The 21,313-nt window shown below is 67.0% G+C and carries 22 protein-coding genes; 3 read left to right on the top strand and 19 right to left on the bottom strand.

What is annotated here, in order from left to right; genetic code table 11:
* Nucleotides 1-58: 58 nt before the first annotated feature.
* The 7 genes from E1263_RS01590 to dacB form a co-directional block, all read right to left on the bottom strand.
* Entirely contained in the window at nt 59-1,207 is a 1,149-nt protein-coding gene (locus tag E1263_RS01590; protein ID WP_132164531.1) for a S1 family peptidase, read from the bottom strand.
* A 164-nt stretch (nt 1,208-1,371) separates the two neighbouring features.
* Nucleotides 1,372-1,944 carry a GTP cyclohydrolase I FolE gene (folE, locus tag E1263_RS01585; RefSeq protein WP_132164529.1) on the bottom strand — a complete coding sequence of 191 codons (573 nt, stop codon included), beginning with the start codon at nt 1,942-1,944 and terminating at the stop codon, nt 1,372-1,374.
* 81 nt (nt 1,945-2,025) lie between these two features.
* Nucleotides 2,026-4,068 carry an ATP-dependent zinc metalloprotease FtsH gene (gene ftsH, locus E1263_RS01580; protein WP_132164527.1) on the bottom strand — a complete coding sequence of 681 codons (2,043 nt, stop codon included), beginning with the start codon at nt 4,066-4,068 and terminating at the stop codon, nt 2,026-2,028.
* A gap of 157 nt (nt 4,069-4,225) precedes the next feature.
* Nucleotides 4,226-4,777, bottom strand: a complete 552-nt coding sequence (hpt, locus tag E1263_RS01575) for a hypoxanthine phosphoribosyltransferase (protein ID WP_132164525.1) — start codon at nt 4,775-4,777, stop codon at nt 4,226-4,228.
* A 5-nt stretch (nt 4,778-4,782) separates the two neighbouring features.
* Nucleotides 4,783-5,733, bottom strand: a complete 951-nt coding sequence (gene tilS / locus E1263_RS01570) for a tRNA lysidine(34) synthetase TilS (protein ID WP_337590265.1) — start codon at nt 5,731-5,733, stop codon at nt 4,783-4,785.
* Nucleotides 5,734-5,782: 49 nt separating this feature from the next.
* A complete protein-coding gene (locus E1263_RS01565) occupies nt 5,783-6,874 on the bottom strand; it encodes a zinc-dependent metalloprotease (protein ID WP_132164521.1) in 1,092 nt (363 codons plus the stop codon).
* A 49-nt stretch (nt 6,875-6,923) separates the two neighbouring features.
* Nucleotides 6,924-8,267, bottom strand: a complete 1,344-nt coding sequence (gene dacB / locus E1263_RS01560) for a D-alanyl-D-alanine carboxypeptidase/D-alanyl-D-alanine endopeptidase (protein WP_132164519.1) — start codon at nt 8,265-8,267, stop codon at nt 6,924-6,926.
* A 50-nt stretch (nt 8,268-8,317) separates the two neighbouring features.
* Here dacB and E1263_RS01555 point away from each other — a divergent pair, with 50 nt between their 5' ends.
* The gene (locus E1263_RS01555; protein WP_132164517.1) at nt 8,318-8,806 is read left to right on the top strand and encodes an inorganic diphosphatase; all 489 of its coding nucleotides are present in this window, start codon (nt 8,318-8,320) and stop codon (nt 8,804-8,806) included.
* A 46-nt stretch (nt 8,807-8,852) separates the two neighbouring features.
* On the opposite strand, the gene E1263_RS01550 is transcribed toward E1263_RS01555, so the two are convergent.
* Nucleotides 8,853-9,284, bottom strand: coding sequence for a MarR family winged helix-turn-helix transcriptional regulator (locus E1263_RS01550; protein WP_132164515.1), 432 nt, complete (start codon nt 9,282-9,284; stop codon nt 8,853-8,855).
* A 74-nt stretch (nt 9,285-9,358) separates the two neighbouring features.
* Here E1263_RS01550 and E1263_RS01545 point away from each other — a divergent pair, with 74 nt between their 5' ends.
* Nucleotides 9,359-10,324 (top strand): quinone oxidoreductase family protein, encoded by a 966-nt coding sequence (locus tag E1263_RS01545; RefSeq protein ID WP_132164513.1) that lies wholly within the window; start codon nt 9,359-9,361, stop codon nt 10,322-10,324.
* 7 nt (nt 10,325-10,331) lie between these two features.
* Here E1263_RS01545 and E1263_RS01540 read toward each other — a convergent pair whose 3' ends face one another.
* The 6 genes from E1263_RS01540 to E1263_RS01515 form a co-directional block, all read right to left on the bottom strand.
* Nucleotides 10,332-10,520: a hypothetical protein gene (locus E1263_RS01540; RefSeq protein WP_132164511.1), complete on the bottom strand. Its 189-nt coding sequence runs from the start codon at nt 10,518-10,520 to the stop codon at nt 10,332-10,334.
* 34 nt (nt 10,521-10,554) lie between these two features.
* A complete protein-coding gene (locus E1263_RS01535; protein WP_132164509.1) occupies nt 10,555-11,877 on the bottom strand; it encodes a C40 family peptidase in 1,323 nt (440 codons plus the stop codon).
* Nucleotides 11,878-12,106: 229 nt separating this feature from the next.
* Nucleotides 12,107-12,925: an endonuclease/exonuclease/phosphatase family protein gene (locus E1263_RS01530; protein ID WP_132164507.1), complete on the bottom strand. Its 819-nt coding sequence runs from the start codon at nt 12,923-12,925 to the stop codon at nt 12,107-12,109.
* Nucleotides 12,922-14,010: a WD40/YVTN/BNR-like repeat-containing protein gene (locus tag E1263_RS01525; protein WP_132164505.1), complete on the bottom strand. Its 1,089-nt coding sequence runs from the start codon at nt 14,008-14,010 to the stop codon at nt 12,922-12,924. The genes E1263_RS01530 and E1263_RS01525 overlap by 4 nt, the downstream gene beginning before the upstream one ends.
* Nucleotides 14,011-14,031: 21 nt before the next feature.
* The gene (locus E1263_RS01520) at nt 14,032-15,309 is read right to left on the bottom strand and encodes a ThuA domain-containing protein (RefSeq protein ID WP_132164503.1); all 1,278 of its coding nucleotides are present in this window, start codon (nt 15,307-15,309) and stop codon (nt 14,032-14,034) included.
* Nucleotides 15,310-15,363: 54 nt separating this feature from the next.
* Nucleotides 15,364-16,230, bottom strand: a complete 867-nt coding sequence (locus E1263_RS01515) for a helix-turn-helix transcriptional regulator (RefSeq protein ID WP_132164501.1) — start codon at nt 16,228-16,230, stop codon at nt 15,364-15,366.
* Nucleotides 16,231-16,329: 99 nt separating this feature from the next.
* Here E1263_RS01515 and E1263_RS01510 point away from each other — a divergent pair, with 99 nt between their 5' ends.
* Nucleotides 16,330-17,070 carry an SDR family oxidoreductase gene (locus tag E1263_RS01510; protein WP_132164499.1) on the top strand — a complete coding sequence of 247 codons (741 nt, stop codon included), beginning with the start codon at nt 16,330-16,332 and terminating at the stop codon, nt 17,068-17,070.
* Between the two features lie 286 nt (nt 17,071-17,356).
* On the opposite strand, the gene E1263_RS01505 is transcribed toward E1263_RS01510, so the two are convergent.
* The 5 genes from E1263_RS01505 to E1263_RS01485 are packed head-to-tail and all read right to left on the bottom strand — an operon-like array spanning nt 17,357 to nt 21,180.
* A complete protein-coding gene (locus E1263_RS01505; protein WP_132164497.1) occupies nt 17,357-17,659 on the bottom strand; it encodes a thiamine-binding protein in 303 nt (100 codons plus the stop codon).
* A gap of 4 nt (nt 17,660-17,663) precedes the next feature.
* Nucleotides 17,664-18,473 (bottom strand): DUF6578 domain-containing protein, encoded by an 810-nt coding sequence (locus E1263_RS01500; RefSeq protein WP_132164495.1) that lies wholly within the window; start codon nt 18,471-18,473, stop codon nt 17,664-17,666.
* Entirely contained in the window at nt 18,470-19,000 is a 531-nt protein-coding gene (locus tag E1263_RS01495) for a barstar family protein (protein ID WP_132164493.1), read from the bottom strand. Before E1263_RS01495 ends, E1263_RS01500 begins: the two co-directional genes overlap by 4 nt.
* A gap of 27 nt (nt 19,001-19,027) precedes the next feature.
* Nucleotides 19,028-20,581, bottom strand: a complete 1,554-nt coding sequence (locus tag E1263_RS01490) for an MFS transporter (protein WP_132164491.1) — start codon at nt 20,579-20,581, stop codon at nt 19,028-19,030.
* A complete protein-coding gene (locus E1263_RS01485; protein ID WP_132164489.1) occupies nt 20,578-21,180 on the bottom strand; it encodes a TetR family transcriptional regulator in 603 nt (200 codons plus the stop codon). The genes E1263_RS01490 and E1263_RS01485 overlap by 4 nt, the downstream gene beginning before the upstream one ends.
* Nucleotides 21,181-21,313: the final 133 nt, after the last annotated feature.

Here is a 21,313-nt window from a genome sequence, read left to right as displayed (position 1 = left end):
ACCCCACGACCCAATTCCCACCCGCCCACCGTAGTGGGCGGGACGGACAGGTTCTGAATCAGCTACCTAGTACGAGGCTGGTCTGGGTGCCTTGGAGAGCTTCAGCGATGGGTTGGGAGTAGGACTCGTTGGTCCGGTTGGACTTGTCCAGGCACTTGCCGTCGATCAGCGCTGCGCCGCTGGTGATGCCCTGGGCGTAGTTGCCGGTCATGTTGGCGCCGCCGGAGTCACCGGACTGGACACAGGCGGTGTGCTGGAACAGGCCGCGGACGATCCGGTTGTTGCCGTAGTTCACCGTGACGTTGTTGGCGACGATCCGCCCACAGGTCCAGCCGGTGCTCTTCCCCGACTTGCACAGCTCGGAACCGACCGTGGGGCTCGCAGTCCCGTGCACCGCGACGCTGGGGGCGCCCCAGCCCTCGATGTACCCCTGCTGGTCCCAGCCTTCGATGACGTCGACACTGCCGTAGTCATTGCCCGGGAAACTCGAGGTCAGCGTCTTGCCGAGGATGTAGCCGTTGCGCGAGAACGACGGCTTGCCCGAGGTGCAGTGACCGGCGGTCAGGAAGACCCGGGTGCCCTTGCTGGACCGGGCGTTGAAGCCCAGCGAGCAGACATACCCGGTGCTCTTGTCGACCTGGAAGCCACCGCGCAGGCTGAAGTCGTCAGCCGTCGGGACCACCTTGCCGTAGACGGTCTTCACCGTCACCTGGTCGCCGTGCTCCTTGGCTCGCTCGACGAACCGCTCGGTGAACACGTCGTGCGCGCCCTTGGGAACGCTCACCACGACAGTGCCGCTGATCGGATCGACGTACCAGGAGCGCACCTTGCCGGGCCGCGACTTCACGGCCAGCCGGTTCAGCTCAGCCTGCACAGAGTTCAGCTCGGCCGCAGTGAAGCGCACCAGCTTCGGCACCGCCCCGGCGGACCGCACCAGCGCAGCAGTGGCGGCATCGGACACCGCGACGATCAAGTCGCCCGTGCTGTCGTAGTAGCTGCCGATCGCGCGCGACCCCAACTCGGTCTGCAACGCCTCGGCCTGCTTGGTTGTCGGCTTCCCGATCATCTTGGTCGGCTCGACCCGCGGACCCTCGGTGGTGTGCTTCTTGCCGTCGTCCGCAGTGGCCCAACTCGCCGCCACCAATCCGGCAGCGGTCAGTAATGCAGCGCCGGCGAGTGCGGCGCCGACTCGGTAATGCCCCGACATTCCTTGTCCTCCTCACCGCTGGCGCCCGGTCCCCGTCGATCGAACGCCCTTACGGAAAGTAAACGTTCTGCAACGGATTGTCCACAGCTACCAGCTCACAATCCCAACGAGCGAGAGGCCGAAGGAGCTACGCGCTCTCCTCCACCGGCGTGTCCCGGGCCAGGTCAGCCGACGATGAGGCTCATGGCTTCGGCGCGGGTGACGGGGTTGCGGAGTTGGCCGCGGACGGCGGAGGTGATGGTTTTGGCGCCGGCCTTGCGGACGCCGCGCATGGTCATGCAGAGGTGCTCGCACTGGATGACGACGATCACGCCGCGGGGCTCGAGGAGCTCCATCAGGGACTCGGCGACCTGGGTGGTGAGGCGTTCCTGGACCTGGGGGCGCTTGGCATAGACGTCGACCAGGCGGGCGAGCTTGGACAGGCCGGTGATCCGGCCGTCGCGGTTCGGGATGTAGCCGACGTGGGCGACACCGGTGAACGGCACCAGGTGGTGCTCGCAGATGCTCCAGACCTCGATGTCCTTCACCAGGACCATCTCGTCGTGCCCGAGGTCGAACGTCGTACTGAGCACCTCCTCGGCGGTCTGGCCGAGACCGGCGGTGATCTCGGCGTACGAGCGCGCCACCCGGGCCGGAGTGTCCCGCAGCCCGTCGCGGTCCGGGTCCTCCCCGATCGCGAACAACAGCTCCCGTACGGCGCGTTCTGCCCGCGCATGGTCGAACTTCGGCGAGGTCATGGCGCCAGCGTAAGCAGAAGCCCCGCCATCCGGAGGGAGGGCGGGGCTTCTGAGGTGCTCTAGATCATCTACTTCACAGCATCATTCGCTCGGCAGCGGCGGGGTCGGGCCGCCGCCGTAGTTCGGCGGCTGCACGTTCTCGTCCGGGCCGACCGAACCACCCGGCAGTACGTCGTGCAGCGAGCCGTTCTGCGACGCGCGTCCCGGCAGCGGCATCACCGGCGGCTGGTCGGACGGGATCCGGGTCGAGGACCCGGTCCAGGCCGGCCGGCGGTCCTTCTTGACGATCGGGCCGAAGACCTCGGCGATCTGGGCCTTGTCCAGGGTCTCCTTCTCCAGGAGCTCCTCGACCAGGTGGTCCAGCACCGCACGGTTCTCGACCAGGATGTCGAAGGCTTCCTGGTGCGCGTTCAGGATCAGCTTGCCGACCTCTTCGTCGACCGCCGCGGCGATCTCCTCGGAGTAGTTGCGCTGGCTGCCGAAGTCGCGGCCCAGGAACGGCTCGCCGCTGTCCGAGCCGAACTTGATCGCACCCAGCCGCTCGGTCATGCCGTACTGCGTGACCATCGCCCGGGCCAGTGCCGACGCCTTCTCGATGTCGTTGCTGGCGCCGGTGGTCGGGTCGTGGAAGACCATCTCCTCGGCGGCGCGGCCACCGAGCATGTAGGCCAGCTTGTCGAGCATCTCCGAGCGGGTGGTCGAGTACTTGTCCTCGTCCGGCAGCACCATCGTGTAACCCAGCGCGCGACCGCGCGGCAGGATCGTCACCTTGTGCACCGGGTCGGAGTGCGGCAGCGCCGCGGCGACCAGGGCGTGTCCGCCCTCGTGGTACGCCGTGAGCACCTTCTCCTTGTCCGACATCAAGCGGGTCCGACGCTGCGGGCCCGCGATCACGCGGTCGATCGCCTCGTCGAGCGCCTTGTTGTCGATCACCTGCATGTTCGAGCGGGCGGTCAGCAGGGCCGCCTCGTTCAGCACGTTGGCCAGGTCGGCACCGGTGAAGCCCGGCGTCCGGCGGGCAACCGCCCGCAGGTCGACATCCGGTGCCACCGGCTTGCCGCGCGAGTGCACCTTCAGGATCTGCTCACGACCGGGCAGGTCCGGCGCGTCGACGGCGATCTGCCGGTCGAAGCGGCCGGGCCGCAGCAGGGCCGGGTCGAGCACGTCGGGCCGGTTCGTCGCGGCGATCAGGATCACACCGCCGCGGACGTCGAAGCCGTCCATCTCGACCAGCAGCTGGTTCAGCGTCTGCTCGCGCTCGTCGTGGCCACCGCCCATTCCGGCACCACGGTGCCGGCCGACGGCGTCGATCTCGTCGATGAAGACGATCGCCGGCGCGTTGGTCTTGGCCGTCTCGAACAGGTCGCGGACCCGGGAGGCACCGACACCGACGAACATCTCGACGAAGTCCGAACCGGAGATCGAGTAGAACGGCACACCGGCCTCACCGGCGACCGCACGGGCCAGCAGGGTCTTACCGGTACCGGGCTGGCCGTAGAGCAGCACGCCCTTGGGGATCTTGGCGCCGACGGCCTGGAACTTGCCGGGCTCCTGGAGGAACTCCTTGATCTCGCCGAGCTCCTCGATCGCCTCGTCACAACCGGCGACGTCGGCGAACGTGGTCTTCGGGGTGTCCTTGGTGATGAGCTTGGCCTTCGACTTGGCGAAGCTCATCACCCGCGAGCCACCGCCCTGCATCGAGTTCATCAAGAAGATGAAGACCACGGCGATCAGCAGGAACGGGATCAGCGTCTGGAACACCTGGCCGATGAAGCTCGGCTTCGGGTTCTCGACGTTGTACTTCTCGATCTTGCCGTCCTGGTAGAGCGACTGCAGCGTGGTGCCGAGCGTGTTCGCCTGGCCGTCCACCCAGAACGCCCGGATCTTGGTGCCGTCGGCCTTCTCGACCCGGATCTCCTGGTTGGGGTCGATGAGGGTGATCGTCTTGATCACCTTCTGGCCGGCCGGAGCGTCGGTGGCCTGCTTGATCACCTTGACGACCTCACCGGTCGGCTCGGCCTTGAACCCGGTCGAGCCGGTCAGGAGCTGTCCGATCACCAGCACGCCCAGAAAGGCGAGGATGATCCAGAACAGGGGTCCGCGGAAGATGCGCTTCACGTCCATGATCGAGGCCTACGCCCCGTCCCTCCTAGCTCGGCAGGCCCGGAATTCTCGGGCTTGAGACGGTACTACCAGTCCAAGTGTCTCGTGCCGGGCAAGCCTGCCGACAACGAGGGTCACCGATGGACGGTACGACCCGTTGTACAGGCTGTCACCAAGTTCAGGAGTACACGTGCGGTGCGAGGGTGGCCACGCAGCGCAGGTTGCGGTATTTCTCCGCGTAGTCGAGCCCGTAACCGACGACGAATTCGTCCGGCAGCTCCAGCCCGACGTACTTCACCGGGACCTGCATCTTGGCCGCACCCGGCTTCACGAAGGCGGTGCACAGCTCGAGCGAGGCCGGCTTGCGCGACTCCAGGTTGCTGACCAGCCAGCTCAGCGTCAGACCGGTGTCGATGATGTCCTCGACGATCAGCACGTGCCGGTTGGTGATGTCGGTGTCCAGGTCCTTCTGGATCCGCACCACACCCGACGACTTGGTGCCCGACCCGTACGACGAGATGGCCATCCAGTCCATCTCGACGTGCCGCGTGAACGACCGGGCCAGGTCGGCCATCACCATCACCGCCCCACGGAGAACGCCCACCAGCAGCAAGTCCTTGCCCTGGTAGTCCTCCTCGATCCGGCCGGCCAGTTCCCGCAGCTTCGCCAGGATCTGGTCCTCGGTGTAATGGATCTGGGTCAGGTCCTTCTCGATGTCCGCCGCATCCACATGCGTCAGCCTGTCATATCCGGACCGAAGACGATGAATCCGCCCCGGCGGATCGCGCGGACTCTTTGGGGGAGATCGATCCAGCGCTGGCCTCGCCAGTCGGTGATCAGGGCGTCGACCGCTGCGACGTGGACCGCGCTCAGGTCGGTGGCTCGGGAGCCGGCCTCCAGGGCCGCCTGCCGCAAGACTCGAGTGCGGAGCGCAGCGGGCTCGTCCGCCAGCATCCCGACCTCACACCGCACCTCATCGTCAGTACGGCGTACTGCCGTCTCTGCGAGGTTTGCCGCCAGCATGTCGAGCGCGTCGGCATCCGCCCGGAGCAATCCGGCCGTTCGGGCGAGCGCTTCGACCACACCGGGCCCCAAAGCCTCTTCGAGCACCGGCAGGACCTCATGGCGGACCCGGACCCGCGTGTACGTCGGATCGTCGTTGTGCGGGTCATGCCACGGCCGAAGCCCGGCGGCGACACAAGCTGCCGCGGTGGTGGAGCGTGGGACTTCCAAGAGCGGCCGCCGAAGCAGTCCGGCGACCGCGGCCATCCCAGCCAGCGATCTGGCCCCGGAACCGCGTCCTAGCCCCAATAAGACAGTCTCAGCCTGGTCATCGCGGGTATGCGCCAGCAGTACGACGTCCGCCCCGAACTCATCGGCTGCCGCCCGCAGCGCGTCGTACCGGGCTGTTCTGGCTGCGCCCTCCGGGCCGCCGTCGGTGCCGACCTGCACAGCACGCACCTCGACCGGATCGAGTCCCAGTCCGCGACACTGCTCTGCCGCGACCTCCGCCGTACGTGCGGAGTCTGGCTGTAGATCGTGGTCCACGATGACGGCGCCCGCCCGCAGCCCGAGCTTCGGTGCCTCGAAGGCGGTGGCAGCAGCGAGCGCCAGGGAGTCGGTGCCACCGGAGCAGGCAACCAGAACGGTGGTACCGGTGGGCAGGTCGGACAGGGCAGTCCGCACTGCCTCCCGAGTCTTGGCTACGGAAGGGTGCAGCTTGCCTCGTGGCCGCTCAGCCGTGGAGTCGGGTGACCCAGGCATCGGGGTTCGCGATCTCGTGCTTGGTGGGCAGCGTGTTCGGGCCGGTCCAGACCCGGTTGAACCCCTCCATGCCAACCTGCTCGACCACGCGCCGCACGAACGCGGCACCGTCCTTGTACTGCTTCAGCTTGGCGTCCAGACCGAGCAGCTTCTTCAGCAGCTGGTCCACCGGGTTCCCACCCTGGCGCCGCGACGTGAACTTCGACCGGATGGCGTCCACCGTCGGAATCACCGACGGCCCGACCCCGTCCATCACGAAGTCGGCATGACCCTCCAGCAACGACATGACCGCGGTCAGCCGGTCCAGCACCGCACGCTGCTCCGGCGACTGCATCAGATCCATCAGGCTCAGCTCGGCCTCACCGCGCACCGACCTGCTCAGCCGCTGCACGGCCTCACGGAACATCGCCGCGTACGCCGATGCGTCCAGCTCGGCCTGGTCGAGGAACAGCCCGATCTCCGCCCGCAGGTGATCCCGCAGCCACGGAACCGCGGTGAACTGCACCCGGTGCGTCTCCTCGTGCAGACACACCCACAACCGGAAGTCCCGCGGTACGACGCCCAGTTCGGATTCGACATGCATGACGTTCGGAGCGACCAGCAGCAACCGTCCGGTCAGATCAGGACGGGCCGGGTCGGGCTCGGCGGGGTAGAACGGGTCGAACTGGCCGAGGACGCGGGAGGACATGAACGCCAGCAGCGCACCGGCCTCGATCGCGGTCACCCGGGAGCTCACAGCGGACGACAGCCCGCTGGCCCCAGTCTTCTCCTGCAGCTTGTCAGCCAACGGCCGGAGCACAGTGCGGAAGCCATCTGCGTTCGCCTGGACCCAGCCGGCCCGGTCCACGATCACCACCGGCGCAGTGGCCGACGTGGCCTGCAGACCGGTGAACTCGCGCACGTGCTGCTCGGAGTCGGCCGCGAACTGGCGCAGCTCGGCGACCACCTTGTCCGCGTCGGCCCGGCTGACCACAGGCCCCGGGCGCAGCAGCTTGCGCGCCACACCGGTCGCCAGCTGCCAGTCGACCATCTCGGGCGCGGTCCCGCTTTCCGCCGTACTCATGAGTCGACCCTAGTCCCAGGGGCAAGCGTTAGAGGGCGCAGACGCCCTCTTAGCAGCCGCAGTTGGCCAGCGCGGCGGCCGCTCTGTCCAGGGCTGCCCGAGCGTCGAGTGTCTTGGGCACCGGGACGCTGTCACTGGCCACAGCGAACGCCAGCACAGTGCCGCTCCGCGTCCGGACGATCCCGGCCAGGCTGTGCACTCCGGTCAGCGTTCCGGTCTTCGCACGGACCAGTCCGGTCCCAGCTGCTGCGCTAGCGCCGATGAAGCGCTTCTCGAGCGAACCGTTGAAGCCGGCGATCGGCAGCCCGGTCAGCAGGTGACGCAGCTCCGGGTGCTCCTTCGAAGCCGCCACCCGGACCGCTCCGGCCAGCAGATCCAGCGGCACCTTGTTCGTCCGGGTCAGGCCGCTGCCATCGAAGATCTGGGCCTTGCCGACGTCCAGTCCGAGCTTGCTGAGCGTCTCCTCGACCCCAGTGACACCGCCGACGTACGAGCCGCCGTTCTTGGTCTCGATCCCGACATGGCGCAACAGCACCTCAGCACCGTCGTTGTCGCTGTGCAGGTTCACGTACTCGACGATCTGACCGACAGTCGGCGACAGCACCTTCGCCAACTGCTGCGCACCAGCCGGTGCGACCTTCGGCTTGGCGATTCCGGCGACCTTGACGCCGTTGGCGGCCAGCAGCTTCGCAAAAACAGCAGTGGCCGCAGCAGCCGGCGAGGTCGCCCGCTTGGCCATCCCGGACGACACTCGGCCCTCATCGACCCACAGGGCCGACGTACGAGCCGCAATGCCCTCGGGCAGGTAGTTGGACTCCCAACGAGCGTTACCGGCCGGACCGGTGAACAAAGAGGCGTCGTACCCGAGTGTGACGCTGGTGACGCCCTGCGCCTTCAGAGCCTTCGCCGTACTGGCAGCCAGGGCGGCCAGCGTGGCTCGCGTCGGGTAGCCGGCGCTCTGCGACGGCTTCGAGGTCAGCAGCGGGTCGCCGCCACCGACCAGCACGATCGAGCCCTTGCCCGCGCTCACCACCTTCGTGGTGAACCGGTGCTCCGAGCCGAGCGTGGCCAGCGCCGACACAGTCGTCAGCAGCTTCAGCGTGGAGGCCGGCGTGTACGGCGTCGCCGTACCGGTCGAGAAGACGAGCTTGTCGCGGGACACGTCGTACACGTAGACGCCCCGGTGCTTGCCCAGCGACGGATCGGCGAGCACACCCGCCAGCACCTGCTGCACACCCTTAGTAGTCGGGGCTGCACCCTCTGCCGCTGCCGGAGTCAGTACAGGCGGCGCTGCCTCGACAACTGCCGGCACGGCTCCTGCTCCACCCGCCAAGCCGAAACACAGCGCTGAGGCGAGCAGCGTGACGAACGCCGCACGAGGAGGACGGGCCACCGGGCTACTCCTGTCATTTGATCGGTCCGAACCGTGACAGTATCTGCCGTATGGAGTTTGACGTCTTCATCGAGATCCCCAAGGGCACTCGTAACAAGTACGAGCTGGACCACAAGACGAACCGGCTGCGGCTCGACCGCACCCTGTTCACAGCGACTCAGTACCCGTCCGACTACGGGTTCATCGAGGACACGCTGGGACAGGACGGCGACCCGCTGGACGCGCTCGTGCTGCTCTCCGAGCCGACCTTCCCCGGTTGCCTGATCAAGGCCCGGGCGATCGGCATGTTCCGGATGACCGACGAGAAGGGCCCGGACGACAAGGTCCTCTGCGTCCCCGCCGGTGACCCGCGCCAGGAGCACCTGCGCGACATCCACCACGTGCCGGAGTTCGACCGCCTCGAGATCCAGCACTTCTTCGAGGTCTACAAGGACCTCGAGCCGGGCAAGTCCGTCGAAGGCGCCAGCTGGGTCGGCCGCGCCGACGCCGAGGCCGAGGTCCGGGCCTCCTTCGAGCGCCTGAAGACCGAAGGCCACTGACCGCAGCACCTGACCGCCGGCCCGCGACTGCGGCGCCGGCGGTTTCTCATTCCCCGCCGACCCGGCTGAGCAGCCCGAGCAGCACCTTGCGCTCTGCCGCGGTGAGCGGCGCCAGCAGTTCGTCCTCGGCCGCGTAGATCAGCCGGTCCATCACCACCAACTGCTTGCGGCCGGCCGCGGTGAGGTCGACGATCTTGCGCCGCCGATCGTCCGGGTCGACCTGGCGGACGACGTACCCGACCTCTTCCAGCTCGTCGAGCACTGTCACGAGGTCACTGCGGTCGAGCGCGATCCGGTCGGCCAGCGTCGCCTGGGCCGCCGCACCGTCGGCATCCAGGCTGGCCAGTACGTGGTAGTGCTGCGTCCGCACGCCGGCCTCGACCATGTGCCGGCGCACCAGCCGCTGCGACTGCTGACTCGCCCGCCCCAACGCCCACAGCACCCGGTCGGAGAGGCGATGGTTCGGCGACTTCTGCACCTGCTCACTCTAGGACTTCTCAGCTATCGTGGGTCACACCCATTATTTATAGTTCCCACGATCTGGAGCACTTCATGCGTGCAGCGCGCTATCACTCCCACGGCGGCCCGGAGGTTCTGCATCTCGACGAGACCGAGATCCCCGCGCCCGCCACCTGCGAGGTTCTGGTCGAGGTCGAGGCGATCGGAGCCAACGCGATCGACGCCTTCTTCCGGTCCGGCACCAGCCCGTGGCCCCGCCCGCTGCCGGGCAAGCTCACCGGCGACGTCGTCGGCCGGATCACCCAGCTCGGTCCGGACACCCCGCCCGGCCTCGCAGTCGGCGATCGGGTCGCTGGGCTGTCCGAGGACGCCTTCGCCGAGTACGCCGTACTGGATGCGAGCTTCCTCGCGACCATCCCCGACGAGGCTGAAGCCGGGCCGGCGACCATGATGTCGATGACCGGACCGCTCGCCCTCCGCCTGCTCGAAGCGGGCCGGGTCCCCGTCGGCGGCAGCGTCCTGATCCAGTCCGCCGCGGGCGGCGTCGGCCACCTGGCCGTCCAGCTTGCCCGCTCGCTCCAGCCCGAACTCATCATCGGTACGGCGTCCGCGCCCGCCCGGCTCGACTTCATCCGCTCCCTCGGCGCCGAGGCGGTCGACCTGACCGACCCCGACTGGCCGGACCGGGTCCGCGCCCTGGCTCCGAACGGCGTCGACACAGTCCTCGACTCGGTCGGCGGCACGGTCTTCGACCAGGGCCTCGAACTGGTCCGGCCGCTCGGCACGATGGTCACGTACGGCGCCATCACCGGCGAACTCCCGACCATCCCGGCCCAAGCGCTCTTCGGGATGCGCTCGGTCACCGGCGTCTCGATGCTCGGCTGGCGAGCCGCCCGCCCCGACCTGGCCCGGGCCGACATCGCCGAGGTCACCCGGCGCTGGCAAGCCGGCGACCTGCACCCTGCCGTCCACGCCCGCTACCCACTGGCCGCCGTACAGGATCTGCATCGGGAACTCGACGCACGGACGCCGCTCGGACGCCTCGTCGCCATCCCCTGAGTGCCTGCTACCAGCCGATCAGCGAGTACGACGTGACCTCGCGCTCGTTGTTGCTTTTGGCAACCATTGGTGGCGCGGGCTCGACGACCGGGTTCACAGGCACCGGAAGCGTCGTGGCGCGCGCCTCCCGGCGACCGGTCGGCCGGACCCACGACATCGCTGTCGCGAGCATCGTCTTGCCGTGCAATGTCTTCATCACTTGCATCCCCGTCCTGCAGTGTTCAGTACTTTCAGGGCCGTCCGAAGAAGTCCGGGGGCTCCCAGTAGTAGACGCTCTGGATCTGGACCGGCTTGCCGGTGCGCGGGGCGTGGATCATCCGGCCGCCGCCGAGGTACATCGCGACGTGGTGGATGGTGCCCGGGTCGCTGGGGTTGAGCGCCCAGAAGATCAGGTCGCCGGGCCGCAGCTCGTCCTCGTCGATGTGCTTGGTCTGCTCGTACTGCGCAACGCTGTAGTGCGGGAGCTGGACACCGGCCCGCTTCCAGGCGCCCATCATCAGGCCCGAGCAGTCCCAGCGGGACGGGCCGGTGCCGCCCCAGAGGTACATCTCGCCCAGCTGGGACAGGGCGAAGCTGATCGCGGAGCTCGCGCCGCGGCCCGAGCTGCCGCCGTCGTTACCGCTGCCCGGCCGGGGCTTCGGCGACTTCTTCCGCGGATGCTTCTTGCCCTGCTCGCGTTCGCGAGCCTCTTCGGCCCGTTCCCGGGCGCGCTCGGCGGCCTCCCGGGCCTCGATCTTGCGGCGTAGTTCGGCTGCCTTCTTCGCGGCAAGTGCGGCGGCGCGCTGTCGCGCAAGCTCCTCGAGCCCCCGCTGCCGTCGGTTGGCAACCTGTACGGACGTGTTCTGCAGGACGGCCAGCTGAGCGATCGACTTCTGTCGCTGGACACCCATCGCGGTCACCGCGGCCGACTGCGCGGCCTCGGCGGCTTCGGCCGCTTTCTTCGCCTTGGCGGCCTCTTCGGTCGCATGCTTCACCTTGACGACGGCCTGGTCGGCCTGAACCTTGAACAGGTTCGTCACCACCTGGGCTGCCGAGAACCGCAGATACGAACCTTGCATCGCGCTCGACACCGAGTGCGACGCACCGGCCGAGTCGAGCAACTGCTGCGGGCCGTCCGCAGTGAGCAGCGGCGCCAGCTTCGCGAGGTCGCCGCCACCTTGGTAGTTCGCGGCCGCGAACCGGCCGATCTGCTGTCGCTGCGTGGTCAGTGACTTCTGGGCCTTGGCAGCGCGATCGGCAGCGGCAGCAGCGTCTTTCTTCGCCTGCTCCAGCCGGTAGACCGCACCGTTGTAGGCCTCGTCGGCAATTCCGGACTGGATCCCGAGCTGCTCCAGCCGGGCCTCGGCCGCGGCCAGCTGCTGCTCGATCGCCTTGACCTGGCCCGCCTTGTCGGCGGCGGCCTTCTTCGCCCGCTCAACAGCAGCCTGGGACGGGATGACCGGCGGATTCGGCTTGGCCTGCGCCTCGGCCGGAACCATCAGCATCCCACCGGCCAGGCAGACCGCCAGCACACCGGAGAGCCCTGCTCTACCGGTCTTCCCAGTGCTGCGCATCTGGATCTTCCTTCCGCCCGGTCACAGTGCCCTTCCCTGGCCCCGTGAGCGCTTTTGGTCCTCCTGGACCACATACGAGACACTAGTTGCCTGTAGCCCCATTGGGAACACTAATCACACAAGTATCTTTGTTTCACCTGCGTGTCGACTTGACAAACTACAAGCTTGTAATTCCACAAAAACACCCGCCCGACCGAAGTCGAGCGGGTGTTTGAGCGCTGAGGGACGGTCAGCGAAGGGTGAACGAGGCAACGACCGGCAGGTGGTCGGACGCCAAGGTCACAGGGACTGCAGCTTTCAGCGGCTCCAACTGCGAACTGTGCAGCTGGTAGTCGATCCGGGCCGTCGGATTGCTCGCCTCGATCGTGTAGCCGGGCCCCTCACCGACCTCCACCCAGGTGTCGTTCAGCACCCCGGTCAGCGTCTTGATCTCCGGCGCATCCGGTCGCGCATTCAAGTCACCGACCAACAATGTTGCCTTGCGCACCTGATCAGGTCGAGACAGTCCTAACAGCTCAACAACCTTCCGCGCCTGCTCGAGCCGCTCGGCATTGTTGTTGCTGGTCAGATGCGTATTCGCGAACCGCAACTCCGCGCCCCGGACCTTGATCGTGGCAACGGCCAGTCCCCGCTGCTCACCGGTCGGGTAGAGCGGCAGCAGCGTGTTCTGGAAATCCTTGATCGGGTACTTCGACAGGATCGCCGTACCGTACTGGCGGCGCGGCTCCCCCGGCTTGACCGGCGGCAGGTCGAGATTCGCGGCGTACGCGTAGTGCATCTTCAACCGCTTGGCGAACCAGGCCGGCTGGTCGACCCAGTTGCTGCGCTCGCTCCAGTGCCGGTCGACCTCCTGCAGCCCGACGACGTCCGCGCCGTTCTGCTCGATCAGTACGGCGATCCGCTCGAGATCGAGGACGCCGTCGACGCCCGCCCCATGGTGGATGTTGTAGCTCATCACCGTCACGTTCCGGCCCCGCTCGGGTACCGCAGCAGCCACCGCCGGAACAGTCATCAGCAACGCGACCAGTACGACGAGTCCGCGCTTCATCGGCCGACGACCAGCCGTGCGACCGCGCCCTTGGCGCCGGATGCCCAGCACCCCGCCTGTACGCCGTACCCGCCGCACTCGACGCTGTCGAAGTTGCCGTCCGAGAACTGCTTCCAGCTCCGCCCGCCGTCGCGGCTGACATCACTGCCGGACGGGCCGACCGCGATCACCGTGGTCAGCGACCGGGAGACCGACGGGGGCAGGAACGTCGATCCGCTCCGGTAGCCCTTCGGTGCCTTGTCGGCCGGCACCAGCTTCCAGGTGCGGCCGCCGTCGTGCGTGACCGAGGCGGCCTTGACGGCCTCCGTCGGCTTCAGGAAGTCGCCGCCGACAGCCACGCCGAACAGCGAACCGCGGAAGGCGAGGCTGAAGATGCCGGCCGCCTCACCACTGGCCATCGGCGAATCGGACGCCGTCCAGTGCCGGCCGCCGTCGAACGTGCGGAACACGCGCGGCCGATCACCGCCGCCGGTCGCGAACCACGCCGTACGGGCAGGTCCGGCGACCAGGCACGTGCCGCTCGCGGCGAACGCGAACTCACCGGGCAGCGCGGCCGGCATCCCGGCGTTCGGCTGGACCTTCCACGACTTGCCGCCGTCGCTCGTGGCCGCGATCCGGAACTTGCCGTCCACCGGGTCGCTCAGGGCCAGCCCGTTGCCGCCCGCATTGAAGGCGATGCAGTCGTAGAACGCCTTCTCATCGGGATTGCGGAACGTCTCGGTCCAGTTCTTGCCGCCGTTCACGGTCCGGTAGATCCGGGAGTCCGTCCCCGGCCCGATCGACAGGATCACCGCGCGCTGCGCGTCGAACGCCTGCACATCGCGGAACTGCACAGTCTCCGCACCGGGCGGGCTGACGTTCTGCCAGTGCTTGCCACCGTCGACAGTGCGCAGCACCTGGCCCGCGCTACCACCGAGCCAGGCGACATCCTTGCTGACCGCCGACAACCCGCGGAACTGCGCCGTACTTCCCGTCGGCGTCACTTCCCACCGGTACGACGCTCCGCCAGTCGCCTGAGCCGGTGTGAGCTGACCCATCACCAGCAGACCTCCTGCCGCAAGTGCGGCCACACGCAGGATTCTCATGGGCCGCACCTTAGGCGAGGATCAGGCTGCCGTCAGCTTGAAGGACTGCGCCGTGCCGCCATTGCAGGCGGACTGGACCAACTGGGTCTGGTCAGCAGTCGAGCCACCGGGGACGGTCAGGCACTTGCCGGTATGCCGGACGGCGAAGTGGAAATAGCCGCCGCCTTCGGAGACTGCCTGCCACTGCTGGTTGGTGCCGCCGCCGTACGTCCACAGATGCAGCGGGGCGTTGTCGGTGGTCGCGACATTGGCCACGTCGATCACCTTCGTGGCGTCATTGCGGTAGTTCACCCGGGTGAAGCCGTCCGAGGTCGGCTGGAACTGGAAGTTCTGCGCCGTCGTCGCGTTGCAGCTGTACTGCTGGATGACCGTGCCGTTGGCGGATGCTGCGGCGCGGGCGTCGACGCACTTTCCGTTGGCCTTGTTCGCGACCGAGTACCAGGTGCCGGGCTCCGGCTGCTCGACCGGCGGCACCGTCCCGCCACCGCCACCGAGCCACTTCAGCGAGTCCATCATGAACTGGTTCTGGGCCGCGCTGTCGAACGTCGACGAGGTCCGGGTGTTGGTCTGGTAGTTCATCCCGTTGTGGCCCCAGTTCGCGTAGATGACCTTGAAGTTCTTGTTGGTCCACGCGATCGGGTAGTAGCCCGACGTCCAGATGTTGCCCTGCTGGCTGCCGACCGGGAAGCTCGACGGGTCGATCGAGGCGAGGACCTGGATGTTCGGGTTCTGCCGCAGGTCGTTCTGCCAGCTGTACCACTCACTGACCGACGTCCGGAACGTCGCTCCCGTGTTCACCAGTGACGGGTGCGAGCGGTTCTCGGTCCGCGCGGTGACCGCGGACGGCAGCCAGGTGTTCGAGTTGAACCGGCCGGTGCCGAGCAGCGTGTTGTTGAACCACGGCCAGCCCTGGCTGGAGTCGTTGTAGTTGCTCACATGGAAGCCGTAGAAGGCGCCGCCGTTCTCCATGTAGCGCTGGAACCCCGTCATCTGCGACGAGGCCCACGGCCGGTTGTCCAGGAACATCACCACCTGGTACTGCGAGGCTTGCAGATTGTTCAGCCGGTTCCAGTCGTTGGTCGCGGTGTAGGTGAAACCGTTCTGCGCGCCGAACTGCGGGAACCGCTGGTTGGCCTCTTTCACCCAGTCGTTGTGCGCCGCGTCCTGGGTATTGCCGTCGTAGAAGGCCAGCACGTTGAAGGTCGCTTGAACTTGAGCCGTCGCCGTACTGGTCAGTCCGGCCACCAGTAGGAGCAGGGCGAGGACGAAAGCGGGCAGGCGGAAGCGATCGGAAGGCATGGGGCGGTCCTTTCCGGGGAGTCGATCCGGAATGGGCATTCCAGGATCCAGGGCTTAAATTAACTCCCTACGAAAGTCCTGTCCAGAGCTCATCGACTGACTTCCCAAAACACTCAGCAGCCGCAACTTCTCCGCGCTCTCACTGCCCGGCTCCGCGGTGAAAACCACCAGGAGCTGCTGCTGGTCGGCGTTGTTGATCAGCTCGCAGTACAGGTCGAGCTCACCGACCGCATGGTGCCGGAAATGCTTGGTGCGGCTGTGCGCCGGAATCACCTCGTGCCGCTCCCAGATCGCCACGAACTCCGGACTGGCCTTCTGCAACGCGGCCACGATCGAGGCGGCGTACGACTTCGGGCCGTCGGTGGTGGCGGTCATCCGCAGCATCGAAACCAGCAGCCGGCTGTGCCGGTCCACCTCGTCCTCGCGATAGAGGATCCGGGACTCCGGGTCCGTGAACCAGCGGTAGTGCTCGCTGCGTTCCATCCCTTCGAAGCTCGTCAGCTCACCGGCCAACGCGACATGGGCCGGCGTCTGCGCGACCGCCTCACCCCACCGGTTCAGCAACAGCGCCGGGGTGTCCTGCAGCCGGTCCATGATCCGCAGCATCCCCGGATCGACATGACGCGCTCGCGTCGTCCGCGGCGGCGTCCCGTGCCCCGCGAGCACGAACAGATAATCCCGCTCCTCCAACGTCAGCCGCAACGCCCGCGCGATCGCACCGAGCATCTCCACCGACGGCTGCGGTCCCCTGCCGCCTTCGAGCCGGCTGTAGTAGTCGGTCGACATCGACGCCAGTACGGCGACCTCCTCGCGGCGCAACCCCGGCGTACGGCGTCGTCGGCCGCGGGGCATGCCGACATCCTCAGGCTGCAGCGCCTCGCGGCGTTTGCGGAGGAAATCGGACAGCTCGGCGTACTCCATGACTCCAGTGTCCCCGTCGGAGCGAAGTTAGCCACTGCTTGCCGAGCAGTGGTTCCACCAAGCCTGGTTGCCCACGGCATCAGCTTTCAAGCTGGAGCCATGAAAACAACGGGAAATACCATCTTCATGACCGGCGGAACCTCCGGGATCGGCCTCGAACTCGCTCGCCGCTTCCGCGACCTCGGCAACACCGTCATCATCAGCGGCCGCCGCAAGGAGCTCCTCGACCAGATCGCCGCCGAGGACCGCATCGAAGGCATCGTCCTCGACGTCGCCGACCCGGCCTCGATCACCGCCGCCTTCACGGACGTGACGGCCCGCCACAACGTCAACGTCCTCATCACCATGGCCGGCATCATGCAGCCCGAAAACCTCCAGGACCCGGCGCACCTCGCCACCAGCGAGGCGACGATCGACATCAACCTCCTGGGCACAATCCGCGCCATCACCACCTTCCTGCCCTACCTGCAAGAGCAGACCGACCCGGTGATCATGACCGTCTCCTCCGGCCTGGCCTTCGTCCCCCTGGCCCTCACTCCCACCTACAGCGCCACCAAGGCCGCCATCCACAGCTACACCCAAAGCCTCCGCCTGCAGTTGGCGGACACCGCCGTACAGGTCATCGAACTGGTCCCCCCGGCAGTCCAAACCAACCTGATGGGCGCCAACCCCGACCCGTCCTTCATGCCGCTGGACGAATACACCGACGAGTCGATCGCCATCCTCCAGCAGCACCCGGACGTCGAAGAGATCCTCGTAGACCGAGTCCACTTCCTCCGAGCCGCCGAACGCGAAAACCGCCACGCCCAGGTACTGGAAATCCTCAACGCTTCCCACTGAGGACCTGTCCGTTGGCTGCCATACCTGATTCGCCACCACAACGTCCGAAGGATCCGAGGACCTGGTCGGCATGTTCTCGGACGCAACGGTGGATCAACGCAGGCTGGGGAGCTTTTCGCACCGGAATCGACATGCAGGACTCCCCAAGCCCGCAACGATCACCGCCCCAGCCGCCCGGTGGGTTCACTCGCCGGGACAAGAGCCCCCCGCCGATGCCGAGTGGAACAACCGTGCCGCCGGTAATCGATATCCGGCAGCACAGTCCTTCCACTCGGCGTCGCCGCGGCTACTCCGCGAGCGCCCGCTCGATCCGCTCCACCTTGGCCGTCAACTGACCTGTGTACCCCGGCCGAATATCCGCCTTGAGCACGAGACTGACCCGAGGCGAAACAGCAGCCACCACCTCAACCGCAGCCTTGACGACAGCCATCACCTCATCCCATTCACCTTCCAGCGTGGTGAACATCGAGTCAGTCTGGTTGGGCAGCCCCGACTCCCGCACTACCCGAACAGCCGCCGCCACCGCCTCAGCCACCGACCCGTCCTCGCTGGTGGCAACAGCCGGCGCAACCGAAAACGCAACAAGCATTGCTCTATTCCTCCGTTGGTCGAAGATCGACGAGGTAGCCAATGAGGTCCTGGTACGGGCCGTCGGCATCGGTCACATCGACCAGCCTGCCAGTCGCAGGAATCGGGGTGGCACCGGCACCGAGCTGACCCACCCCGACCTTGCTGACCACAGCCCTGATCCGCCGCACCAGACCGACAGTTGTCGGCGCGCCGTCGGCCGCGCCACCGTGATGCTCCTCGCCATGAGTGACTTCCTCCGCGAACTCTTCACCCAGCACCGAGTCCAGCCAGTCCCGACTCGACACCTCATAGAGAGTCCACTCCACGCGTGAACCCACCGTGAACGGCTCACCGCAGCACTCCATCTGCCACCCATCGACCCACACGAGCATAGATCTGCCAAGTCTGAAGGGCTCCTGGTCACCGAGGACGATGACACAGCGCCGTACGGCGTTCGGCTGGTCGGCGTCGACCCAGACGCTGACCGGGTAGGTGCCCCGAGGCAGTACGAGGTCGTCCACGAAGCCCGGGAAGACGGCCAGGCCGTCGCCACCGTTGGTCAGTTCGCTCCTGAACACACAGCGCAGGTCATCGTCAGGTTCCTCGCGGGCAACCGTCAGCTCGAGGTGGTCGCCCGCGGCGAGACCGACTCTCAGCAGGAGTCCTGGATGCGGTGGGCCCGGGTAGGTAAGACAGGGCGCGTACGTCGCCACCCACTTGTCGCCCGGCCGCCAAACCGGCGCATCTTGCCAGGTGGAATCCATCACTTGGACCTCGTCACACGGCCCCGTCACCACAGCACGCAAGGGCCAGTGAATACCGTCGTCCGTCATCGCCGCTTCTTTTCGAAGAACTCGGCGTCGTTCCAGCGGATGGGCTGGGCTCCGATGTCGGGGATATCGATGTGTGCGTCGTCGGACTGGATCAGGCAGAGCATGCGGGTGCCGGTCAAGGCGGCGCGGAGGGCGCGTGCCGCGTAGATGTCGAGCAGTGCCCAGGCGAGATCGCTGTTGCGCCGCAGGAACTGGTCGAAGCCGTCGAGGACGAGGACCAACCCGGCATCCTCTTCCGCCAGCCCGAAGTCGCCCAGGGAGACGCTGAACAGAGCATCGTTCAGCGCATCGAGGTTGCCGCCGTACCACTCGGGGAAGTCGAGCAAGACGGCGAGCTCGTTGTGCATGTCCGAGTCGATGTGCCAGTTCGAGGCTTGTGCTCGCACGATGCGGTAGCCGTGTTCGTCGAGCCACGCAACCGACTTGGCCAGCACGGTCGGGCTCCAGAACAACTTCACGAAACCGTCTACTGCCAGGCAATAGTCCAGTGGGTGGGAGCGCTCTGCTTCACGGTCGTAGACGGCCATGGCAGAACTCTCCCACCCCTCGAACGGTTATGCGTCTTGTTTTCCTGCGGCTTCCTCGTCCGCTCGGCGTTCGGCGCCGGTGGTGGTGAGGAGGGGCTTCTCCTTGATGAAGACGACCGCCACCAGGGCCAGTACGGCGAAGGGGACGGACATCATGAAGAGGTCCGCGGTGGCGCCGGCGTAGGCGTTTTCTACTACGGAGCGGACAGCCGGGGGGAGTTCGGCGACGTTCGGTACGGCGCCGCCGCCCGATGCACCTCCGCCGGGGTTGAGGGTTTCGAGGACCTTGTTGGCGAGGATGGCGCCGAGGACGCTGACGCCGATGGTGCCGCCGAGGCTGCGGAAGAAGCTGACGGCCGAGGTGGCCGCGCCCAGCTCGCGAGCCGGTACGTCGTTCTGCGCGGCCAGGACCAGGTTCTGCATGACCAGGCCGATGCCGATACCGAGGACGAGCATGAACGCCCACAGCATGTACTTCGAGGTGTCCGCCTGGATCGTGCCGAACAGGGCGAGCCCAATCGGGAGCAGGATGCCGCCGATGACCAGGTAGATCTTCCACTTGCCGGTCTTGGTGATCAGGGCACCGGCGACGGTGGAAGCGCCCATCATGCCGATGATCAGCGGCAGGCTCATCAGGCCGGCGGCGGTCGGTGAATAGCCCTGCGCGATCTGGAAGTACTGCGCGAGGAACACTGAGCCACCGAACATGGCCACGCCGACCAGCGCGCTGGCCACGATCGCCAGCGCGACCGTGCGGTTGCGGAAGAGGTCCATCGGGATGACCGGCTCCGGGTGCCGAAGCTCGACCAGTACGGCGATCACCAGCGCCAGTACGGCGGCTCCGACCATCAGGAAGCTCCAGCCGGAGACCCAGTCGAAGCGCTTGCCGGCAAAGGTGACCCAGACCAGCAAGGTGCTCACGCCGGCCGTGATGAGGAACGCACCCCACCAGTCGATCTTCGCTTCTCGACGCACTGTCGGTAGATGCAAGGTGCGCTGCAGCAGGAACATCGCGACGAGCACGAACGGCACGCCGATCAGGAAGCACGCCCGCCAACCGAGTGGCGAGTCGACCAGGAAGCCACCGAGCAGCGGCCCACCAACGGTCGCCGACGCGAACACGGCACCGAAGATTCCGGAGTACCGGCCGAGCTCACGCGGCGGGATGATCGCTGCCATCACGATCTGGACCAGCGCCGTCAGACCGCCGCCGCCCAGACCCTGCAGCACACGACTTCCCAGCAGGACCTCGATGTTCGGCGCGAAACCGGCGACGAGCGAGCCGACCACGAAGAAGCTCAGTGACAGCTGGAGCAGGAGTTTGTTGTTGTAGAGGTCGGCGAGCTTGCCCCACAGCGGCACGGTGGCCGTCATCGCGAGCAGCTCGAGCGTGACGACCCAGGTGTACGACGACTGGCTCGCCCCCAGATCGTGGACGATTCGCGGCAGCGCGGTCGACACCACGGTGCCGGCCAGGATCGCCACGAACAGCCCCATCATCAGACCGGAAATGGCCTGCACGGTCTGCCGCGGCGTGAGCGCCGCGACGGAACCGGTCCCCTCGGCCGAGGTGGTCGTCATACTTGGCCTTTCTGATAGTCAGGATCGATGCCCTGAGCAAGTAGTTGGAACGCGGCGTCGACGAGGTCGCCGGGGGCGGAGTCCGGGGTGGTCTTGTGTAGCTCGACCGCGACCCGGCAGGCGGTCCCGGCGGAGGTGACGATCAGCTTGGCGCGGAGCGGGTCACCGATCCGCTCGGTCAGGGCCTCGGACAGCTGCCGCTCGTCATCCATGCTCGAGAGCATCAGATGGAACAGCAGGCTCGGCGAGGTCATGATCAGCTCGCCGCGACGGGTCAGCGATCCCTCACTCAGGAGTTCCTGCAGCACGTCGTGCACGATCATCCACATCGTGGTCAGCGGCGACTGCTCGTCCGGCGCCGTTCTGATCAGCTCCAGCGCGCGCTCCAGGTGCGCAGGATTGCGCCCGAGGATCGCGTGCTCCTTGTGCGGGAAGTAGTTGAAGAAGGTCCGCACCGAGACGTCGGCCGCCTCGGCGATCTCGTCGACCGTGACGTTGTCCGGCCCCTTCTCCAGCGCCAGCCGCAGGGCGGCCTCGGTCAGCGCCGCCCTGGTCTGGAGCTTCTTCCGCTCCCGCAACCCACCCTCTGCCTGCTTCACAGCACGAGGGTAGGCAGATTCTTGCACCTACTGCAAACTATTAGTTCTGCATCTTTGCAGTCGTGCACGAGAAGCAAACACCCGGTGACCGTAGGCGACATGCCGGGTCGACTGCAGCGAAGTAGTTGATCAA

The organism is Kribbella antibiotica (assembly GCF_004349055.1).
Lineage (GTDB): Bacteria > Actinomycetota > Actinomycetes > Propionibacteriales > Kribbellaceae > Kribbella > Kribbella antibiotica.
This window is presented reverse-complemented; position numbering and strand designations above follow the sequence as displayed.